The following is a 16,972-nucleotide window of genomic DNA, read 5'->3' on the forward strand; positions in this document are numbered from 1 at the left end:
AATTCTCCCTAGCGGCGAAACATTTTCAGCATTCGGTGGGTTACAAAGAAGCCACCAAATATATTAATGCTGGCAACCAGCACACCGACAAAAGCGAGGACCGTTACCAGGGCTGAGCCTGTTACCCCCAGTTGTACCAGAGCCCCGACCACCACAATGCCGGAAATCGCATTGGTGACACTCATCAAAGGGGTGTGCAATGCATGGGTTACATTCCAGATCACTTGCCAGCCTACGAAAATGGCGAGAACAAAAACGGTAAAATGTGAAACAAATTCCGGTGGTGCCACCCGCCCAAGCCACAGCAGCAACACCGCCGCCACGGCCCAAAATATAAAAATAGCCAGGGGCGATTTCTTCTTTTTAACTTTTTCCTCAACAGGTCCTTTATCCAGCTCAGCTTTTTTGGCTGGTGTCGTGGGTTGAGCTGAAATCTTTGGAGGGGGAGGGGGCCAGGTGATTTCCCCAGCCTTGACCACAGTTGCACCGCGGATCACTTCATCCTCAAAGTCAATATGGATCTCACCATCTTTATCCGGTGTCAGCTCACCCAGCAGGTGGACAAGATTGGTGGCGTACAATCTGGAAGACTGGTTCGCTGCGCGACTGGGCAGATTGGTGTAGCCAATAATGGTTACACCACTGTGCTCTACTTTTTTATCGGGCACTGTGTAATCACAATTTCCTCCCATTTCCGCAGCCAGGTCTACCACAACCGACCCTTGTGCCATGCTATCGACCATATCGGCAAGCCAGAGTTTTGGGGCAGGCTTGCCGGGGATCAATGCTGTGGTAATGACTATATCCACTTCTCTGGCCTGCTCGCGGAACAGGGCCATTTCCACTTCAATAAACTCCTTGGACATCTCCTTGGCATAACCACCAGTGCCGGAACCCTCCTCGGCTATTTCCACAGTCAGGAATTCCGCACCCATAGACTCCACCTGTTCACGCACTTCTGAACGGGTGTCGAAGGCACGCACAATAGCGCCCATACTCCTTGCAGTACCTATGGCAGAGAGGCCAGCAACACCGGCACCAATCACCAACACTTTTGCGGGGGGAATTTTTCCGGCAGCCGTAATCTGGCCGGTAAAGAAACGGCCGAAATTATGTGCAGCCTCGATTACCGCGCGATAGCCGGCGATATTTGCCATGGAGCTGAGTGCATCCATTTTCTGTGCACGGGAAATTCTGGGAACAGACTCCACAGCCAACGCATTGATTTTTTGATCAGCCAGTTTCCGCAGAAGCTCGGCATTTTGCGCTGGCTTGAGAAAAGCAATCACGGTGGCCCCTTCGGGAATCAATACCAGTTCCTCATCAGTGGGGGCCTGCACTTTAAGGACCACCCCCGCACCGGCAAGACATGCCTTTAGATCATTGCGGATTTCCGCCCCGACCTCAGCATAGGCCGCATCGGTAAAGCTGGCCATATCACCAGCCCCCTTTTCCAGCGCAATGGAAAAACCCAAATGGCGTAAACGTTTTACGCTGTCGGGAGTTGCCGCTACGCGCGCTTCTCCCTTTGCGGTCTCCCTTGGTATGGCTATTATCACCGCTGTGCCCCTCTTGGTTTGTTCTCTGGATTGACTACTAAACCTGCTTCGAAATGCTTCCGCCTGCCCAATTTATAAACAGCCGGAGTGTAAACCGGTGGGCTGAAGATGAAAAGTGGTCTCTTTTAATAGCGGTAATTGGTGAAATTTATAAGTCTCTTCTAAAAAACCAGGGTAAGGGCACACTACACACTATACGGACATCCCATCAAAAGTAACATTTGTAACCATTTCTCTTAGCTGGGCGGGCAAAAGTAAGCCTTGTTAACCGAGCCAGCGCGCAGATTGCCCGGTTTATAACACCCAGAACCCAGTCGCTGCCGGTCGTAATCCGCCGAGAGGCCATATAGCCCTATCAACATCACGCTTCATTATGCTACTACCCAGATCCAAACAGTTTGATTACAAATAGCATTTCCATTATAAAATGTCATTTAGAATATTTATGACTTATTTTGATCCATTAGCAAAAATAACTTCAATACTAATATTGAATTTTACATACTCTCTTAACCAAAATTCATTAACAGAGTATTTACTGCCCAGCATAACCCTTTGCAATAAATTGTTCGAATAGAAGAAAAAGAAGAAACAATCTTACTTAACATCACACATCATATCCGACCGAATTAGATCTTCATAAAAGCACCCCGGTTGTGCAAGAAAAACAATAAACGCAAACTATCGCACCAAAAAATTGCAGTTGTCCTTATCCTCACTTCCGGAAACAAAACCAATAAGGCAACCTGCTCAGTCAAACCGTGCGAAATATATTTTTTCTTAGGATTCCAGAGATCAAATCCGATAACTTTTTCGTGCTGGCATATTAATTGAATGGAAATAAAATGATGATCCAATGCGCTAATTTCAGGTAGATCACCAGAGTGAAGCGGTTTATTTACCAACTTACCAGTAAGCCAGGAAGGAAGAATACCCCACTCTCAGGGTCGTATAAGGCATGGATGCCGATTACAAGCGCACAGGAATGTATTCACAGCGTATTTTGGGAGAGGAATATTCTTTCCTTACGGCCCGGTAGTAAATTGCCAACAAAGTCCATCGATACCAACCGCCGGATTTCGGTTGAAAACGTCGTGTGCCTGCGAGATTTGTAAACAGAGGAATTACGTATGACCAGTGAGCCACTCAATCTGATCTCGTTCCGCGGTAAGATAAAAATACTTCACCTAACCTGGGTGGCTTTCTTTATCACGTTCTTCGCCTGGTTTAACCATGCACCACTCTTAATGGCCATTTCAAAAAGCCTCTCCTTAACGCCAGAACAGATCAAAACACTGTTAATCCTCAATGTGGCCCTGACCATACCTGCGCGCATCGTGGTCGGTATGTTCACGGATAAATATGGTCCGCGACTCACTTATTCCCTGCTCCTGGCCATTGGCAGTGTGCCCTGCTTTATCTTCGCACTGGCGGACAACTTTATACAGGCAGCGATCAGTCGTTTTCTCCTAGGATTTATCGGTGCCGGTTTTGTGGTTGGCATTCGTATGGTATCGGAGTGGTTTCCCGTGCGCCAGTTGGGTACAGCCGAGGGTATTTACGGCGGCTGGGGAAATTTTGGTTCCGCTGCCGCAGCCATATCTCTGCCAGCGATTGCCCTGATTGCTGGTGGAGACAATGGCTGGCGCTATGCCATTGGCCTCACCGGAGTCATCGCACTGGTTTACAGTGTTATTTACTACCTTTCAGTAACAGACACTCCAAAAGGCTTTGCCTATTTCAAGCCAAAAAAGATCGGCGCCATGGAAATTACCAGCCGTGGAGATTTTATTCTTCTGCTAATTGTGAAGATCCCCATCTATGCAGCATTGGTATTGCTTACTTGGAAATTGTCCAGCGGGATTGGTCTTTTTTCCGAGGCTGCTGCCACAATCATTTACTGCGGCCTTGGCCTGCTCTATATGCTGGATACACGCAAGACCTTCAGAGTAAACCGCGAAGTCCTCCACAACCCGCCAGCGCCGTTACACCGCTATAAGTTCAAGCAGGTGGCGGTTCTAAATCTGCTGTATTTTGCCACTTTTGGCTCAGAGCTTGCCGTGGTTTCCATGCTGCCCCTATTCTTCTCAGAAACCTTTACCCTGGACCCGATAAAGGCCGGTCTGCTTGGTTCGGCTTACGCATTCATGAATCTGATGTCGCGCCCCGCGGGCGGACTGATTAGTGATCGCTGGGGGCGCAGGCCCACCCTGCTGGTGCTCACAGCAGGGCTGGCTCTGGGATATTTCATCATGAGTCTTATCGATACCCAATGGCCACTTTACCTGGCCGTTTTCGCTGCGATGGCCTGCTCTTTCTTTGTGCAGGCTGGCGAAGGGGCCGTATTTGCTGTGGTTCCTTTGATCAAACGCCGTCTCACTGGCCAGATTGCGGGAATCACCGGCGCCTATGGCAATGTCGGTGCTGTGTTTTATCTCACCGTTTTTAGTTTTATGTCCTACCAGGAATTCTTCCTGGTTATTGGCATCACGGCGCTGCTCGGCTTCGCTGCCGTATTATTGCTGGAAGAGCCCGAAGGGCAGATAGCGGAGACTCTCCCGGATGGCAGTGTATCAATGATCAATGTCGCCTAAAAAACTTGCATAAATTCATATCTATACTCGACACTACTGACCTATCCCATTGACCTTACAGGAATTCGTCATGCATTTTCCGGAAAGGCGTTGTTGCTCAACTGTCAAGCTGGTATGAATATTGAATGATTAAACTAACAGTTCTTGCCCAACCAAAACTGGGTAATCTGTTATAGATATTGGCAGAAGTGGAAGCTACTAACACCCTCAAACTCGCCCTATTCTGAAAACGTCGACTAGAGCCTGGCAGGAATTTCAAGAATGAAAAAAGCAGAATCAAAAACCAAGCTGATAGTCATTGGCAACGGTATGGTAGGGCATCACCTCCTAGAACAGCTAGCAGCCCACAAACAGGTCGACTATTTCGACGTCACAATATTCTGTGCCGAGCCCAGAACAGCTTACGACCGCGTGCATCTTTCGGACTATTTTGCCGGGTCCACTGCCGAAGATCTGGCCATGGGAAGCGCCGGACAGTATCGACAGTGGGGCTTTGAACTGCTTGTCGATGAGCGCGTGATAGAAATTGACCGGGCAAACAAGACAGTTACCGCACAAAGTGGGGTTGTTAAAAACTACGATCAATTGGTCCTCGCCACAGGCTCTTACCCCTTTGTGCCACAAATTCTCGGAAACCAACACAAAAAGTGCTTTGTCTATCGCACCCTTGAAGATTTGGATGCGATACGCAGTGCCGCCGCCAGCGCAAAGAGGGGCGTGGTACTGGGCGGTGGACTACTGGGTCTTGAAGCCGCAAATGCATTAAAAATACTGGGACTGGACACCCACATTGTAGAGTTTGCATCTGGGCTTATGCCAATCCAGTTGGATGCAGGTGGTTCGGCTCTATTGAAGCAAAAAATAGAGACACTGGGTGTGGGTGTTCACATAGGTGCTGTCACAGAGCTGATCGAAGAAGTGAACGGGCGTCTGCGCATGCAGTTCCGGGATGGCAGTGAGCTAATCACTGATATGATTGTATTTTCTACCGGTATCCGCCCCCGAGACGAACTGGCTGCATCGGCCGGGCTGCAGCTCGGGAAACGTGGCGGTATCGTCATTGATCAGAACTGTCGCACCTCCGATTCTGATATATTTGCCATTGGCGAGTGTGCACTTTTTAAACAGCGTATTTTCGGCCTTGTTGCTCCTGGATTTTCCATGGCACGCACCGCTGTCGCGCAATTAACTGGCGAACAGGCATTTTTTTCTGGGGCAGATCTGAGTACCAAGCTAAAACTCCTCGGTGTCCAGGTCGGCTCCATTGGCGATGCCCACGGGCACACTGAGAATTCTGCTGCAATTACTTTTATAGATGAACAGGCCGGTGTATACAAACGCATGATCACCGATGCAGAAGGAAAGCAACTGCTTGGGGGCGTGCTGGTGGGAGACACTGATAACTACGATACCCTGCTGCAATATCACCTCAATGCTATCGTGTTGCCCGAACATCCAGAACAATTAATCCTACCCACTGTGGACAACGCGGCAACTGCACCGGGTACCCCAGATCTGCCCGCAACAGCAACCGTGTGTTCCTGTCACAATGTGAGTAAAGGCCAGATCCTTGATACTATTGCCGAGGGCTGCCATTCCCTGGAAGAAATCAAGGATATAACAAAAGCCGGGACCGGCTGTGGCGGTTGTGCCCCCTTACTGAAAAACATCGTTGACGACGCCTTTACCACTTTGGGTATGGAAGTGAACAATCACCTTTGTGCCCATTTTCCCTTCTCGCGCCAGCAGCTTTTCCAGATAATACAGGTAGAGCGCATTAAGACTTTCCCGGAGCTTTTGCAGAAACGCGGTCGTGGGTATGGCTGCGAGATCTGTAAGCCCGCGGTTGCTTCCATTTTCGCCTCTCTGTGGAATGAGCATATCCTGGAACAGCCCCATGTAGGACTGCAGGATACCAATGACACCTTTATGGCAAATATGCAGAAAAACGGCAGCTACTCGGTAGTGCCACGTATTCCCGCTGGAGAAATCACCCCACAAAAATTGATTGTGATCGGGCGGGTGGCAAAGCGTTACAACCTCTATACAAAGATTACCGGTGGCCAGCGCATCGATTTGTTTGGGGCTCGCCTGGAACAGTTGCCGGAAATTTGGCGAGCCTTGATCGATGCGGGATTTGAAACTGGCCATGCCTACGGGAAATCCCTGCGCACAGTGAAATCCTGTGTGGGCAACACCTGGTGTCGATTTGGTGTGCAGGACAGTGTTTCCATGGCACTGTTTATGGAGAACCGCTATAAGGGTCTGCGCTCACCGCACAAAATAAAAATGGCAGTTTCCGGCTGTACACGTGAATGTGCGGAGGCACAGAGCAAAGATATCGGTGTTATCGCGACCGAGAATGGCTGGAATATGTTTGTCTGTGGCAATGGGGGTATGCGCCCACGCCATGCAGATCTGTTTGCTACCGATCTCGACAACAAAACCCTGATCCGCTATATCGACCGTTTTTTAATGTTCTATGTACGCACCGCGGACAAATTACAACGCACCTCAAGATGGCTTGAAAACTTTGATGGTGGTCTTGACAATCTGCGCGAAATTATTATCGAGGACAAACTGAAAATCTGCAAGGAACTGGAAGCACAAATGGCCAGGGTGATTGATACCTATCAGTGCGAATGGAAAGCAACCATTAACGACCCTGAAAAACTCAAGCGTTTTCGGCAATTTATTAACAGTGACAAGGCCGATGACAGGATTGTCTTTGTGAATGAGCGCGGACAGCCACGTCCTGCCCAAGTGGAAGAAATGGTAGGCGTTGTCGAACCGATATAAAAGACTCCAATAAATTTATCTTTCATCCTGTGAGAAAGAATATGGCTCAGACTTTATTAAAATCATCCCAAACTCATTCATTTAACTTAATTCACTCTCTTTGGCAGCCGATCTGTCAGCGATCAGATCTGATCAGCGATTCCGGAGTCTGCGCCCTCTGGGAACATACTCCCACCCAAAAGAAGAGAAAAACCTGTACACTTTCAAGAAAAAGTATCGCGCTCTTTTTCTTGCCCAGCCAGGCGCAGCAGCTTTACGCCATAGACAACTGGGACCCAATCGCACAAGCTGGCGTCGTTGCGAGAGGAATTCTTGCAGAACTGGATGGGGAATTCACCATTGCCTCTCCGCTTTATAAACATCACTTCCGCCTTACAGATGGGCTTTGCATGGAAAATAGCAATATCCAGCTTTCCACCTACCCATTAACCTTTATCGGGGACACCGTTTTTATCGACAGCAATAGTATATAGTAATGGCCACAAAGAAATTTTTGGGCACACAGACTACCTGCCCTTATTGTGGCGTAGGGTGTGGGGTTTCAATCAGCCACAAAAATCCTGCGGACCCTGCCGCAATCGCGGTGTGTGGTAACAGGCACCATCCCTCCAATTTTGGTCGCCTTTGTGTCAAGGGTGCCGCATTGAGTGAAACACTGGGAGATCGTGGTCGTTTGTTGCGCCCGTATCTGCACGGCCAAGCAACCGACTGGGATACGGCCATGTCCTTTGTGGCCAATGCTTTTGCCGAAAACATTCGCAAACACGGACCAGACTCCGTGGCTTTTTACCTCTCTGGCCAGCTACTCACCGAGGATTACTATGTAGCCAATAAACTGATGAAGGGCTTTATCGGCACCGCCAATATTGATACCAATTCGCGCCTGTGCATGTCTTCGGCAGTGGCCGGCTACAAACGCGCCTTTGGTGCCGATGCAGTACCCTGCTGCTACAAAGACCTAGATCGCGCTAACCTGATTGTGCTGATAGGTTCTAATGCCGCATGGACTCACCCGATCCTGTTCCAACGCATGCAGGCTGGCAATGCCAAACTGGTGGTTATTGACCCTCGTGTCAGCGCCACGGGCGAATTGGCCGATCTACATCTGGACATCCGCCCCGGCAGTGACGCAGCACTGTTTAACGGGCTGCTGAATTTCCTTGCGCAACATCAGTATCTGGACAACCACTATATCCAGCAACACACCAACGGCTTCCAGGAGGCACTCACCACAGCCCGGACGTGGTCTCTGCAGCAAACTGCACTACACTGTGGGGTATCCGCAAAAAAACTGTTGGCCTTCTTCCAACTGTTTGCCGAGACAGAAAAAACCGTCAGTTTTTACTCCCAGGGTGTCAACCAATCCAGTAGCGGTACCGATAAGAACAACGCCATTATCAATTGCCACCTGGCCACCGGGCGCATTGGTACAGCCGGAGCCGGCCCTTTTTCCATCACCGGGCAACCCAATGCCATGGGCGGGCGGGAGGTGGGTGGTCTGGCCAATACACTGGCTGCGCATATGACGTTTAACCCGGATAACATCAATCGACTGGGCCGCTTCTGGCATGCCCCACGGGTCGCCCTGACGCCAGGGCTAAACGCTGTGGATATGTTCAGGGCGGTGGAAAGCGGCCAAATCAAAGCCATCTGGATTATGGCCACCAACCCTGCAGTGAGTATGCCCGAAGCCGGGAGAGTAGCTGAAGCCCTGCGCAAATGTGCACTCGTCATCGTTTCCGATTGCGTTGCCGATACTGATACCACCCGCTGTGCAGAAGTGCTGCTGCCAGCCACCAGTTGGGGAGAAAAAAACGGCACTGTCACCAATGCGGAGAGACGCATCTCTCGACAGCGCCCTTTTCTGCACCCTCCCGGAGAAGCCCGCCATGACTGGCAGATCATTTGTGATCTGGCGCAACGACTGGGCTATTCAGAAGCCTTTGGCTATTCACATCCAGTAGAGATTTTCCGCGAACACGCGCGGCTCTCAGGCTTTGAAAATAATGGGCGCCGCGCCTTTGATATCTCCCTGCTGAGCGATATCCAGCGTCAGGAATACGACGTGCTGGAACCGGTACAGTGGCCAGTAAACCAGGTCAACCCCCAGGGGCGTGCGCGGCTATTTAATGATGGTCGGTTTTTTACCGCCAATGGGCGTGCGCACTTTGTACCAATCACCCCCCGAGCACCGCTTCAGCAAACCTGTGCCCTCTATCCACTGTGGCTTAACAGCGGTCGCATGCGCGATCAATGGCATACCATGACCCGCACTGGTCACGCACGTACACTGCTGGACCACAGTGAAATTGCCGAAATCCAGATTAACCCGCAAGATGCACGACAATACAACATTGAAGAGGGCACTTTGATCGCGCTGAACAGTGCTCAGGGCAAAATGTCCGGGCGTGCCACCCTGAGTGAAGCACAAAAGCCCGGCCAACTATTCGCCCCCATCCACTGGAGTGAAACCCTGGCCCGGGATGCCAGGGTCAGTGCACTGGCTGCTGCGGTTGTAGACCCCCACTCGGGCCAGCCGGAATTCAAACAGGTGCCGATCCAGGTAGAGGCACTTCCCTGCAGTAGTTACGCCACCCTGATTTGTCCCGACATCGTCGCAAAAAAACTGTGGCAATGGCTGCATAGTGCCAAAGATAAAAATCTGTTGCACTGGTACCGGGTACCCTGCACCGGCGGTTACCGCTACGAACTGGCCCTGCACCATCCTTTAAACGGGCGCGGCCTGGGCACACAACTATTAGGCGATATTCACGGCATGCACTGGCAACAGATTGAGTCACTAAAAAACCAGCGCTGGGTGGTCTATAACGACACGCTACAATTGCTTATCATTGCAGGCAACCGCTGGCAAGACCTGCCAGACCGGCGTTCGCTGGAACGCTACCTGGAGATGGCACTACCCCGGGTTCCCGCAAAACTACTGCACCCCATCGCACCCGGTGTGAAGATCATCTGCACCTGCATGCAGGTTTCCCGTGCACAAATCACCAAGGCAATCGGCAACGGTATGCACAGCCTGGCAGCTCTCGGCAACACCTTGGGCTGCGGCACGCACTGTGGCTCCTGTAAAGCAGAAATTTTAACTCTGTTGCGCACCGTCCACGCCAGTACTGCAGAAGAATAGACCGCAGCGGCAATTCCGTCGGTTGCGCCTATAATACCAATGGTATATTCCAAAAGTACCCTTCACACAGGGTATAGGGCATTTTCCCTCACAGGCTGTTAAAACCTACAGAGCGCAACTGTAACGAGCTTATTTTCAAGCAATCTGTTCGCAAGCCACCGGTCATTTCCCGCACCGAGCTCAGAGAAGTTTGCAGAAAAACCTGGCACAGCCCAAATAGACGATTTCAGTGATTAAGCTCACTTCTGCAACCCCAGGTCTTGTGTAAAACTATTGAAAACAGCGACAGGCCCTCTGTTTCGCTTTCCCAGGCACAGTCGAGTGCAAACAATTGCCATAAGACGCCACTTAATGCCCCCTTGTGGGCCGCGACCCCACCGGCCTCCTACACTTAGAGCCGGTGTATCGCAGTTTCCATTATTGCCCGAGACAGGTTTTCCTAAAATTAATGGGCTCCCATGTTCACTATCCAACATATCGATCACCTTGTATTGCGCGTAAAATCACTGGAAACCGTGCGCCGTTTTTACCAGGATATTCTCGGCTGCAAACTGGAACGGGAGAATACGAGTCTCGGCCTGTATCAAATGCGCGCCGGCAGCAGCCTGATCGATCTGGTACCGGTGGATCAGGAGATTGGACGCACAGGCGGTTCCGCTCCAGGATGCGAGGGACACAATCTGCACCATTTCTGTCTGCGTGTGGACCCATTCAACGCCGACAATATTCTGCGATTCCTACAGGAAAGAAATATTGGTGCCTCACCGGTGGAACAGCGCTATGGTGCGGAAGGCATGGGGCCCTCTCTCTACATCTCTGACCCCGAGAACAACGTGATTGAGCTAAAGGGACCGCCGGATACCTAGGAATCTCTGCTAAAGTGCGCCATCGCACTTTAGCCTGGGCAAATTCTATTTAGAGAAACACTTTGAACTGGAAGAATTATGGCGTCGGAAGTAATTGATTACGCAGTAGATGGGCAACCCTATACCGGTTATTTAGCCTGGGATGATCGCATTGCTGACAAGCGCCCGGGCATTATCCTGGTACACGAATGGTGGGGGCAGAATGCCTTTATGCGGGATCAGGCGGATCAGCTCGCCAGGCATGGCTACCGCGCCTTTGCAGTGGATATGTTTGGCACCGGCAAACACACTGACGATCCCGCCGAAGCACAAAATTTAAGCGATGCGGCACGCAAAAACCCTGTGGCCCTGGAAGCCCGTTTCCGCACCGCGCAGTCACTGTTACAACAGCACACCAGTGTCGACCCAACCCGCATCGCGGCACAAGGCTACTGCTTTGGCGGAGAAGTGGCATTGAATATGGCGCGACTCGGCCTGGAACTGCGCGGCGTAGTCAGCTTTCACGGCGCCCTGGCCAGCAATATCTCCGCTCAGAAGGGTGGAATTCAGGCGGAAATCCAGGTGTATACCGGCGGTGCCGATGTCATGATCCCTCCGCAACAGGTGGGTGCCTTTGTCGAGGAGATGCAGGTGGCAGGTGCCAAACTCACATTGATCAGCTATCCCGGCGTGCTGCACGGATTTACCAATCCTATCGCCACAGAGCGGGGCGAGAAGCTTGGGCTACCCCTTGCCTACAACAGGGAAGCAGCGGAGGATGCCCGGCAGGGAGCACTGCATTTTTACCAGAGGATATTTAGTTGAAAGGAACTGGTCACAAACCCACAGCCCGGGATATTATCGGGCTGATGGAACGCGAGAAGATGCTGTCACTGGCCGGTTCTAAACCTGAAAGACAAACCCGTTGGCCCTTTGAGGGCGACAGCCAAAGGTGGTATGGAAAACCCGTTTGATTGCCGAATGACCAGCGACCCCAAGGAATTTTAATAAAGGTGGGGTATCCACTCTCCGCAATGGGCCGGCTGAGGAATGCTTACCGGCCCAACTATTTTTCTTCCAAATAGTGCGCACCACTTCCCTGCTCCGCTGCCCGGTCTCCGGGATTGCGCAACGGGCAAGTGTCCATAGAGAGACAGCCACAGCCGATACAGTCCTGCAGGCGATCGCGCAACCGGGTCAATTGACCAATGCGCTGGTCGAGGTCTTCGCGCCAGCCCGCCGACAGCCTTGACCAGTCTTTGGCAGTGGGTGTGCGGCCATTGGGCAGCGTGCCCAGAGCTTTGCGAATCCCGGCCAGGGGAATGCCGGTGCTCTGTGCGACTTTGATAATTGCCACGCGCCGCAGTACATCCCGCGAATAGCGCCGCTGGTTGCCACTGGTACGCCAGCTGCTAATCAGGCCCTTGCGCTCATAGAAATGCAGCGCACTCACCGCCACACCGCTGCGCTCGGCCACTTCACCCACAGTCAACGCACGCCGAATACTACTTTCTGCGCCAGATGCCGTTTTGCTGTTATGCCCCTCAGTCACCGAAAAGCCTCCTGCAGCTATTGACCTCAATATTACTTGAGGTTTTACACTGCACAGCTTTCCAATGCAAGTGAAGGGAGACCAACCGTGAACTGCAACCGCAAACAGCCAAACCCTGCGCCTCAGCCACCGACAACACCGGGCTTCTTCCTATTGATGGTGGCAGCAGAGAGCCCAAGTATCCGCCTCGCCCGGCAGATCTTGAACCACACCTCGTCACCGACGGCCAATATGAGCCCGGAAGGTCATACATTGGGAACCGGGCAATGAGCTTTGCAACTACCGTCGCAGCACCCATGGCGCTCTCGGTAATATCCGGGGCAACCATAGACACGGTCACTGCCTGCGCTGTAAGCGCACTTTGCCAGTCACCTCAACAGCACACACCGGCTTACACTCTAATAAGCTGTTGAAAAAAGCCTTCCATGGCCTTTTTCAACCCGGGTTTGCGGCGCATGCCCGCAATCCATCCACGACAAATCAAGCACTTACATGCTTGATTTGCGACCCGAATATCCTTGTTCGAGTTGGCAGGCTACTGAAATATTGTGCGGCAGGATGTAGACTGAACCGACAGCGTGCAGACAGAAAAGCCCCGATCACCTTACTTTGACAAGGAGAAAAAGTGGAACCCATTATTTCCATTCAAGATCTCGGCAAAACCTATGCCGGCGGCTTTACCGCCCTAAAGAAAGTTAATTTGGAAATTCAACGCGGGGAAATTTTTGCCCTGCTTGGCCCCAATGGTGCCGGCAAGACCACCCTGATCAGTATTGTGTGCGGTATCGTCAATGCCAGCCAGGGCAATGTCACTGTCAGCGGCTATGATATCCAGCGGGATTACCGCAGGGCCCGCCGGGAGATCGGATTGGTGCCCCAGGAAATATCCACCGATGCGTTCGAGAGCGTTTGGAGTGCAGTGAAATTCAGCCGCGGGCTGTTTGGTAAAGCGCCCAACCCCAGCTACCTGGAAAAAATCCTGCGGCAGCTGTCCCTGTGGGAAAAGAAAGGCAACAAAATCATTACCCTGTCCGGGGGTATGAAGCGCCGCTTAATGATTGCCAAGGCACTCTCCCACGAACCCCATGTACTCTTTTTGGATGAGCCCACGGCCGGCGTCGATGTAGAACTGCGCCAGGATATGTGGGCCATGGTGCGCGGGCTGCGGGATTCCGGGGTCACCATCATTCTCACCACCCACTATATCGAGGAAGCCGAGGAGATGGCCGATCGCATCGGGGTGATCAATCGCGGTGAACTGGTCGTGGTGGAAGAGAAAAATGCCCTGATGCAGCGCATGGGGGAAAAGGAGCTCAGCCTGACACTGCCGGAACCCTTGCAAAAGATTCCCGATGCCCTCGCCGACCTGCCGCTCAGGTTGAACAGTGATGGCAGTGAATTGATATACCGCTTTGATATCAAGAGCGAAGATACCGGCATTGCGGAATTCCTGCGCTGCCTCAATGCCGCCAATATCGATTTTCGCGATCTGCACACCAGGGAGAGCTCCCTGGAGGAAATCTTTGTGAATCTGGTACACGGTGAACATCAGAAACACGAGGGACAACTCAGCGGGGAGATGCAGGAATGAACTGGTATGGCATTGGTGCAATTTACAAGTTTGAAATGGCGCGCACCTGGCGCACCCTGATGCAGAGTATCGTCTGGCCGGTGCTCTCCACTTCCCTTTACTTTATCGTGTTCGGTGCCGCCATCGGTGCACGAATGGGCAACATTGAGGGCGTCAGCTATGGGGCCTTCATTATCCCCGGACTGATCATGCTGGCGCTACTGAGCGAGAGTATCTCCAATGCCTCCTTTGGCATTTTCTTTCCGAAATTCTCCGGTACTATTTACGAAATCCTGTCCGCACCGGTATCTGTATTCGAGATTGTGGCGGGTTATGTGGGGGCCGCAGCAACCAAGTCTATCGTCCTGGGTCTCCTGATATTGGTGACGGCGCGCTTCTTTGTGGACTATGAAATTACCCACCCAGTGTGGATGGTGGTATTTCTTGTATTGACCGCCCTCACCTTCAGTTTGTTCGGCTTTATCATCGGTGTCTGGGCCGACGACTTCCAGAAGCTGCAAATTATCCCCCTGATGGTGATCACACCACTAACCTTCCTTGGAGGTGCCTTTTACTCTATCAGTATGCTGCCGGCAGTCTGGCAGAAAATTACCCTGTTCAATCCCGTGGTCTACCTGATCAGCGGTTTCCGCTGGGCATTTTACGGCGTGGCGGATGTCAATATTGGGCTCAGTGTGGGCATGACCCTGCTTTTCCTGATCCTGTGTCTGCTCGCCATCTGGTGGATATTCCGCACCGGTTACCGTATCAAAACCTGATCAAATGCAATCGGTAACTGATACGGGTGGCAATGTATAGCGGGAGCGTTTCACGCGGTGTCTGCGGGCCAGCGCATGCCCGCATCCGCACTGCATCGGACCAGCACCGCTAGCGGTGCCCTGTGATGGAGTTTAACGGTAGGCCCGTATAAACAAATCCACCGCCCTGCACACCCGCGCGCGCCGCTCCGCCCCTGCCTCCACCTCTGAGCGCCCGATCAACACGCCCAGATGCCCGCAGCCCAGCAAAATGCCGAGAAAGTTCTCTGCGGCAGCAGCCGGGTCCTCCACCCGCAACATCTCCAACTGGGTGGCCCGGATCAGCAACTGCTCGATTTCCCCAAGGATACGCTGGGGACCCGCATCAAAGAAAAGCTGCGCCATCCTCGATTCCTGCGAAGCCACAGAACACAACAGTCGCAACAGCCGGACGCTATCCTCGCTGTACACCATCTCCAGAAAAGCCTGGCCGATCCGTTCCAGCACGCCCGCTACCGAATCCTCCTCCTCGAGCACAAAGATCGGCAGGGGCATCATACTTTCACAACGATCGGTAATCGCGGCACTAAAGAGCGTCTCCTTGTCGGAAAAGTGGCTGTAGACGGTGAGTTTCGAGACCCCCGCCACCGAGGCCAGTGCATCCATGCTCGTGGCGGCAAAGCCCTGGGTCAGAAACAACTCCTTGGCTGCATCGAGTATGGCCTGGCGCTTGGCCGGGTCCTTGGGACGACCGCGCTGGGCGTTTGCCGTTGACTGCTCAGACATAGTGCTCCATATACTGGACTCTCCAGTTTAATAAATTTACTATACTCGCCAGTATAGCATTGCTGGCTACCGGGCCCTGTCTACCCACTCCCGGTTTCAGCCTGTTGCCTCGCCGCGAAGGAAGGGAACCCCTATGTACCGACCACTAATGCACACTGTATTGTTAATCAGCCTGCTTGCATCCGCCTGTACGCCATCCGATACCACAGACCGGGAGAAAAAACCGCGCCCCGCCGTGATGGTTCGCCCCGAACTGGCCAGCACCCGGCTGGATGTATACCCCGGAGAGGTACGTGCCCGCTTCGAACCGGCCCTCGCCTTCCGTATCAATGGCAAGATCCATCGGCGCCTGGTCAACGTAGGCGATCGGGTTGAACAGGGGCAGGCCCTGGCTGAACTGGACACCGATGACCTGCTTCTGCAACTGGACTCCGCCCGCGCAAACTTCAATTCTGCCGAGGCCGATCAACGCCTCGCCGGCAGTGAGTTGGAGCGCCACCGCAAACTGCTGGCGCGCCAGTTGGTCAGCCACTCCCAGTTCGACGCCGTAACAACCCGTTTTGAGGCCAGTGAAGCCCGCCTGCAGCAGGCCCGGGCACAGCTGGATGTGGCGCGCAACCAGGCTGCCTATGCAGTGTTGAAAGCACCGGAGAGTGGCGTGATCGCCCGCCGTAGGGCGGAGGCCGGCCAGGTTGTGGCCGCAGGCCAGGGTATTTTCACACTGGCCGCAGACGGCGAGCGGGAAGTGCGCATCGACCTGCCGGAGCAGTCCATCAACCGCTTCCGTGTGGGCCAGCCGCTGACAGTGGAACTCTGGTCGCAACCGGGCAAACCTTTCCCCGCCCAGGTGCGCGAGCTCTCCCCCGCCGCAGATCCCATTTCCCGCACGTTCGAAGCCCGTGTGGCCTTCGACAACCAGGCAATTGGCGCAGAACTGGGCCAGAGTGCACGGGTTTTCGTACCCCAGGCTGCCGCCACGGACATATTCCAGGTGCCCATGTCCGCCGTGAGCGCCGACGATGGCAAGGCCTTTGTATGGGTGCTGGACCAAGAACACCAGACACTGCACAAAACAGCAGTGACCCTGGGGCCCTTCGGTCAGGAGTTTGTCCCGGTATTTGCCGGCCTGCACGCCGACGACTGGATTGTGGCAGCCGGCACCCACCTGTTGCGGGAGGGCCAGCGCGTGCGACCTGTAGACCGTATGAACCGCCCCATCAATCCGGACCGCACCCTGGTCAGCCAGGATTAAACGGCCGGTCAAAACACAGCCAAAAACTGCAGAGGGCAGTCCGTTAGGTGCCCCGACAATTTTACCAAAGCGTGGCCCCAACAAACCCGCCGCGCCTACCAGACAGAGACAC

At 53.0% G+C, this 16,972-nt stretch carries 12 protein-coding genes; 9 read left to right on the plus strand and 3 right to left on the minus strand.

All coding sequences use genetic code 11. From position 1 onward, the window contains the following. Window positions 1-8: 8 nt before the first annotated feature. Window positions 9-1,559 (minus strand): Re/Si-specific NAD(P)(+) transhydrogenase subunit alpha, encoded by a 1,551-nt coding sequence (locus ACL7TT_RS10300; protein WP_413395204.1) that lies wholly within the window; start codon window positions 1,557-1,559, stop codon window positions 9-11. Window positions 1,560-2,689: 1,130 nt separating this feature from the next. Here ACL7TT_RS10300 and ACL7TT_RS10305 point away from each other — a divergent pair. The 6 genes from ACL7TT_RS10305 to ACL7TT_RS10330 all read left to right on the plus strand — a co-directional run bounded on the left by ACL7TT_RS10305 (window position 2,690) and on the right by ACL7TT_RS10330 (window position 11,767). After that, window positions 2,690-4,153 carry a NarK family nitrate/nitrite MFS transporter gene (locus ACL7TT_RS10305; protein ID WP_299946623.1) on the plus strand — a complete coding sequence of 488 codons (1,464 nt, stop codon included), beginning with the start codon at window positions 2,690-2,692 and terminating at the stop codon, window positions 4,151-4,153. Window positions 4,154-4,414: 261 nt separating this feature from the next. Beyond that, a complete protein-coding gene (gene nirB, locus ACL7TT_RS10310) occupies window positions 4,415-6,952 on the plus strand; it encodes a nitrite reductase large subunit NirB (protein WP_413395205.1) in 2,538 nt (845 codons plus the stop codon). Between the two features lie 41 nt (window positions 6,953-6,993). Continuing rightward, a complete protein-coding gene (gene nirD / locus ACL7TT_RS10315) occupies window positions 6,994-7,425 on the plus strand; it encodes a nitrite reductase small subunit NirD (RefSeq protein WP_413395207.1) in 432 nt (143 codons plus the stop codon). A 2-nt stretch (window positions 7,426-7,427) separates the two neighbouring features. Further along, window positions 7,428-10,097 (plus strand): nitrate reductase, encoded by a 2,670-nt coding sequence (locus ACL7TT_RS10320; protein ID WP_413395209.1) that lies wholly within the window; start codon window positions 7,428-7,430, stop codon window positions 10,095-10,097. A 458-nt stretch (window positions 10,098-10,555) separates the two neighbouring features. Further along, on the plus strand, window positions 10,556-10,963 hold the full coding sequence (locus tag ACL7TT_RS10325; protein ID WP_413395211.1) for a VOC family protein: 408 nt from the start codon (window positions 10,556-10,558) through the stop codon (window positions 10,961-10,963). 78 nt (window positions 10,964-11,041) lie between these two features. Next, window positions 11,042-11,767, plus strand: a complete 726-nt coding sequence (locus ACL7TT_RS10330) for a dienelactone hydrolase family protein (protein WP_413395213.1) — start codon at window positions 11,042-11,044, stop codon at window positions 11,765-11,767. A gap of 241 nt (window positions 11,768-12,008) precedes the next feature. On the opposite strand, the gene soxR is transcribed toward ACL7TT_RS10330, so the two are convergent. Continuing rightward, a complete protein-coding gene (soxR, locus tag ACL7TT_RS10335; RefSeq protein ID WP_413395215.1) occupies window positions 12,009-12,494 on the minus strand; it encodes a redox-sensitive transcriptional activator SoxR in 486 nt (161 codons plus the stop codon). 625 nt (window positions 12,495-13,119) lie between these two features. On the opposite strand from soxR, the gene ACL7TT_RS10340 reads away from it, so the two are divergent. Then, window positions 13,120-14,085 carry an ABC transporter ATP-binding protein gene (locus ACL7TT_RS10340; protein ID WP_299946605.1) on the plus strand — a complete coding sequence of 322 codons (966 nt, stop codon included), beginning with the start codon at window positions 13,120-13,122 and terminating at the stop codon, window positions 14,083-14,085. Beyond that, window positions 14,082-14,843, plus strand: a complete 762-nt coding sequence (locus ACL7TT_RS10345; protein WP_413395217.1) for an ABC transporter permease — start codon at window positions 14,082-14,084, stop codon at window positions 14,841-14,843. The genes ACL7TT_RS10340 and ACL7TT_RS10345 overlap by 4 nt, the downstream gene beginning before the upstream one ends. Window positions 14,844-14,975: 132 nt before the next feature. On the opposite strand, the gene ACL7TT_RS10350 is transcribed toward ACL7TT_RS10345, so the two are convergent. Further along, complete coding sequence (locus tag ACL7TT_RS10350) at window positions 14,976-15,608, minus strand: TetR/AcrR family transcriptional regulator (RefSeq protein WP_413395219.1); 633 nt, start codon at window positions 15,606-15,608, stop codon at window positions 14,976-14,978. A 133-nt stretch (window positions 15,609-15,741) separates the two neighbouring features. Here ACL7TT_RS10350 and ACL7TT_RS10355 point away from each other — a divergent pair, with 133 nt between their 5' ends. After that, window positions 15,742-16,860 carry an efflux RND transporter periplasmic adaptor subunit gene (locus ACL7TT_RS10355; RefSeq protein ID WP_413395221.1) on the plus strand — a complete coding sequence of 373 codons (1,119 nt, stop codon included), beginning with the start codon at window positions 15,742-15,744 and terminating at the stop codon, window positions 16,858-16,860. Window positions 16,861-16,972: the final 112 nt, after the last annotated feature.

The sequence above is a fragment of the Microbulbifer jejuensis genome (genome assembly GCF_047289955.1).
Taxonomy (GTDB): Bacteria; Pseudomonadota; Gammaproteobacteria; order Pseudomonadales; family Cellvibrionaceae; genus Microbulbifer.

What these genes read in the sequence shown, in the direction of transcription:
- ACL7TT_RS10305 (WP_299946623.1), top strand. Translation starts at nt 2,690, where the DNA reads ATGACCAGTGAGCCACTCAATCTGATCTCGTTCCGCGGTAAGATAAAA.
- nirB (WP_413395205.1), top strand. Translation starts at nt 4,415, where the DNA reads ATGAAAAAAGCAGAATCAAAAACCAAGCTGATAGTCATTGGCAACGGT.
- nirD (WP_413395207.1), top strand. Translation starts at nt 6,994, where the DNA reads ATGGCTCAGACTTTATTAAAATCATCCCAAACTCATTCATTTAACTTA.
- ACL7TT_RS10320 (WP_413395209.1), top strand. Translation starts at nt 7,428, where the DNA reads ATGGCCACAAAGAAATTTTTGGGCACACAGACTACCTGCCCTTATTGT.
- ACL7TT_RS10325 (WP_413395211.1), top strand. Translation starts at nt 10,556, where the DNA reads ATGTTCACTATCCAACATATCGATCACCTTGTATTGCGCGTAAAATCA.
- ACL7TT_RS10330 (WP_413395213.1), top strand. Translation starts at nt 11,042, where the DNA reads ATGGCGTCGGAAGTAATTGATTACGCAGTAGATGGGCAACCCTATACC.
- ACL7TT_RS10345 (WP_413395217.1), top strand. Translation starts at nt 14,082, where the DNA reads ATGAACTGGTATGGCATTGGTGCAATTTACAAGTTTGAAATGGCGCGC.
- ACL7TT_RS10350 (WP_413395219.1), bottom strand. Translation starts at nt 15,608, where the DNA reads ATGTCTGAGCAGTCAACGGCAAACGCCCAGCGCGGTCGTCCCAAGGAC.
- ACL7TT_RS10355 (WP_413395221.1), top strand. Translation starts at nt 15,742, where the DNA reads ATGTACCGACCACTAATGCACACTGTATTGTTAATCAGCCTGCTTGCA.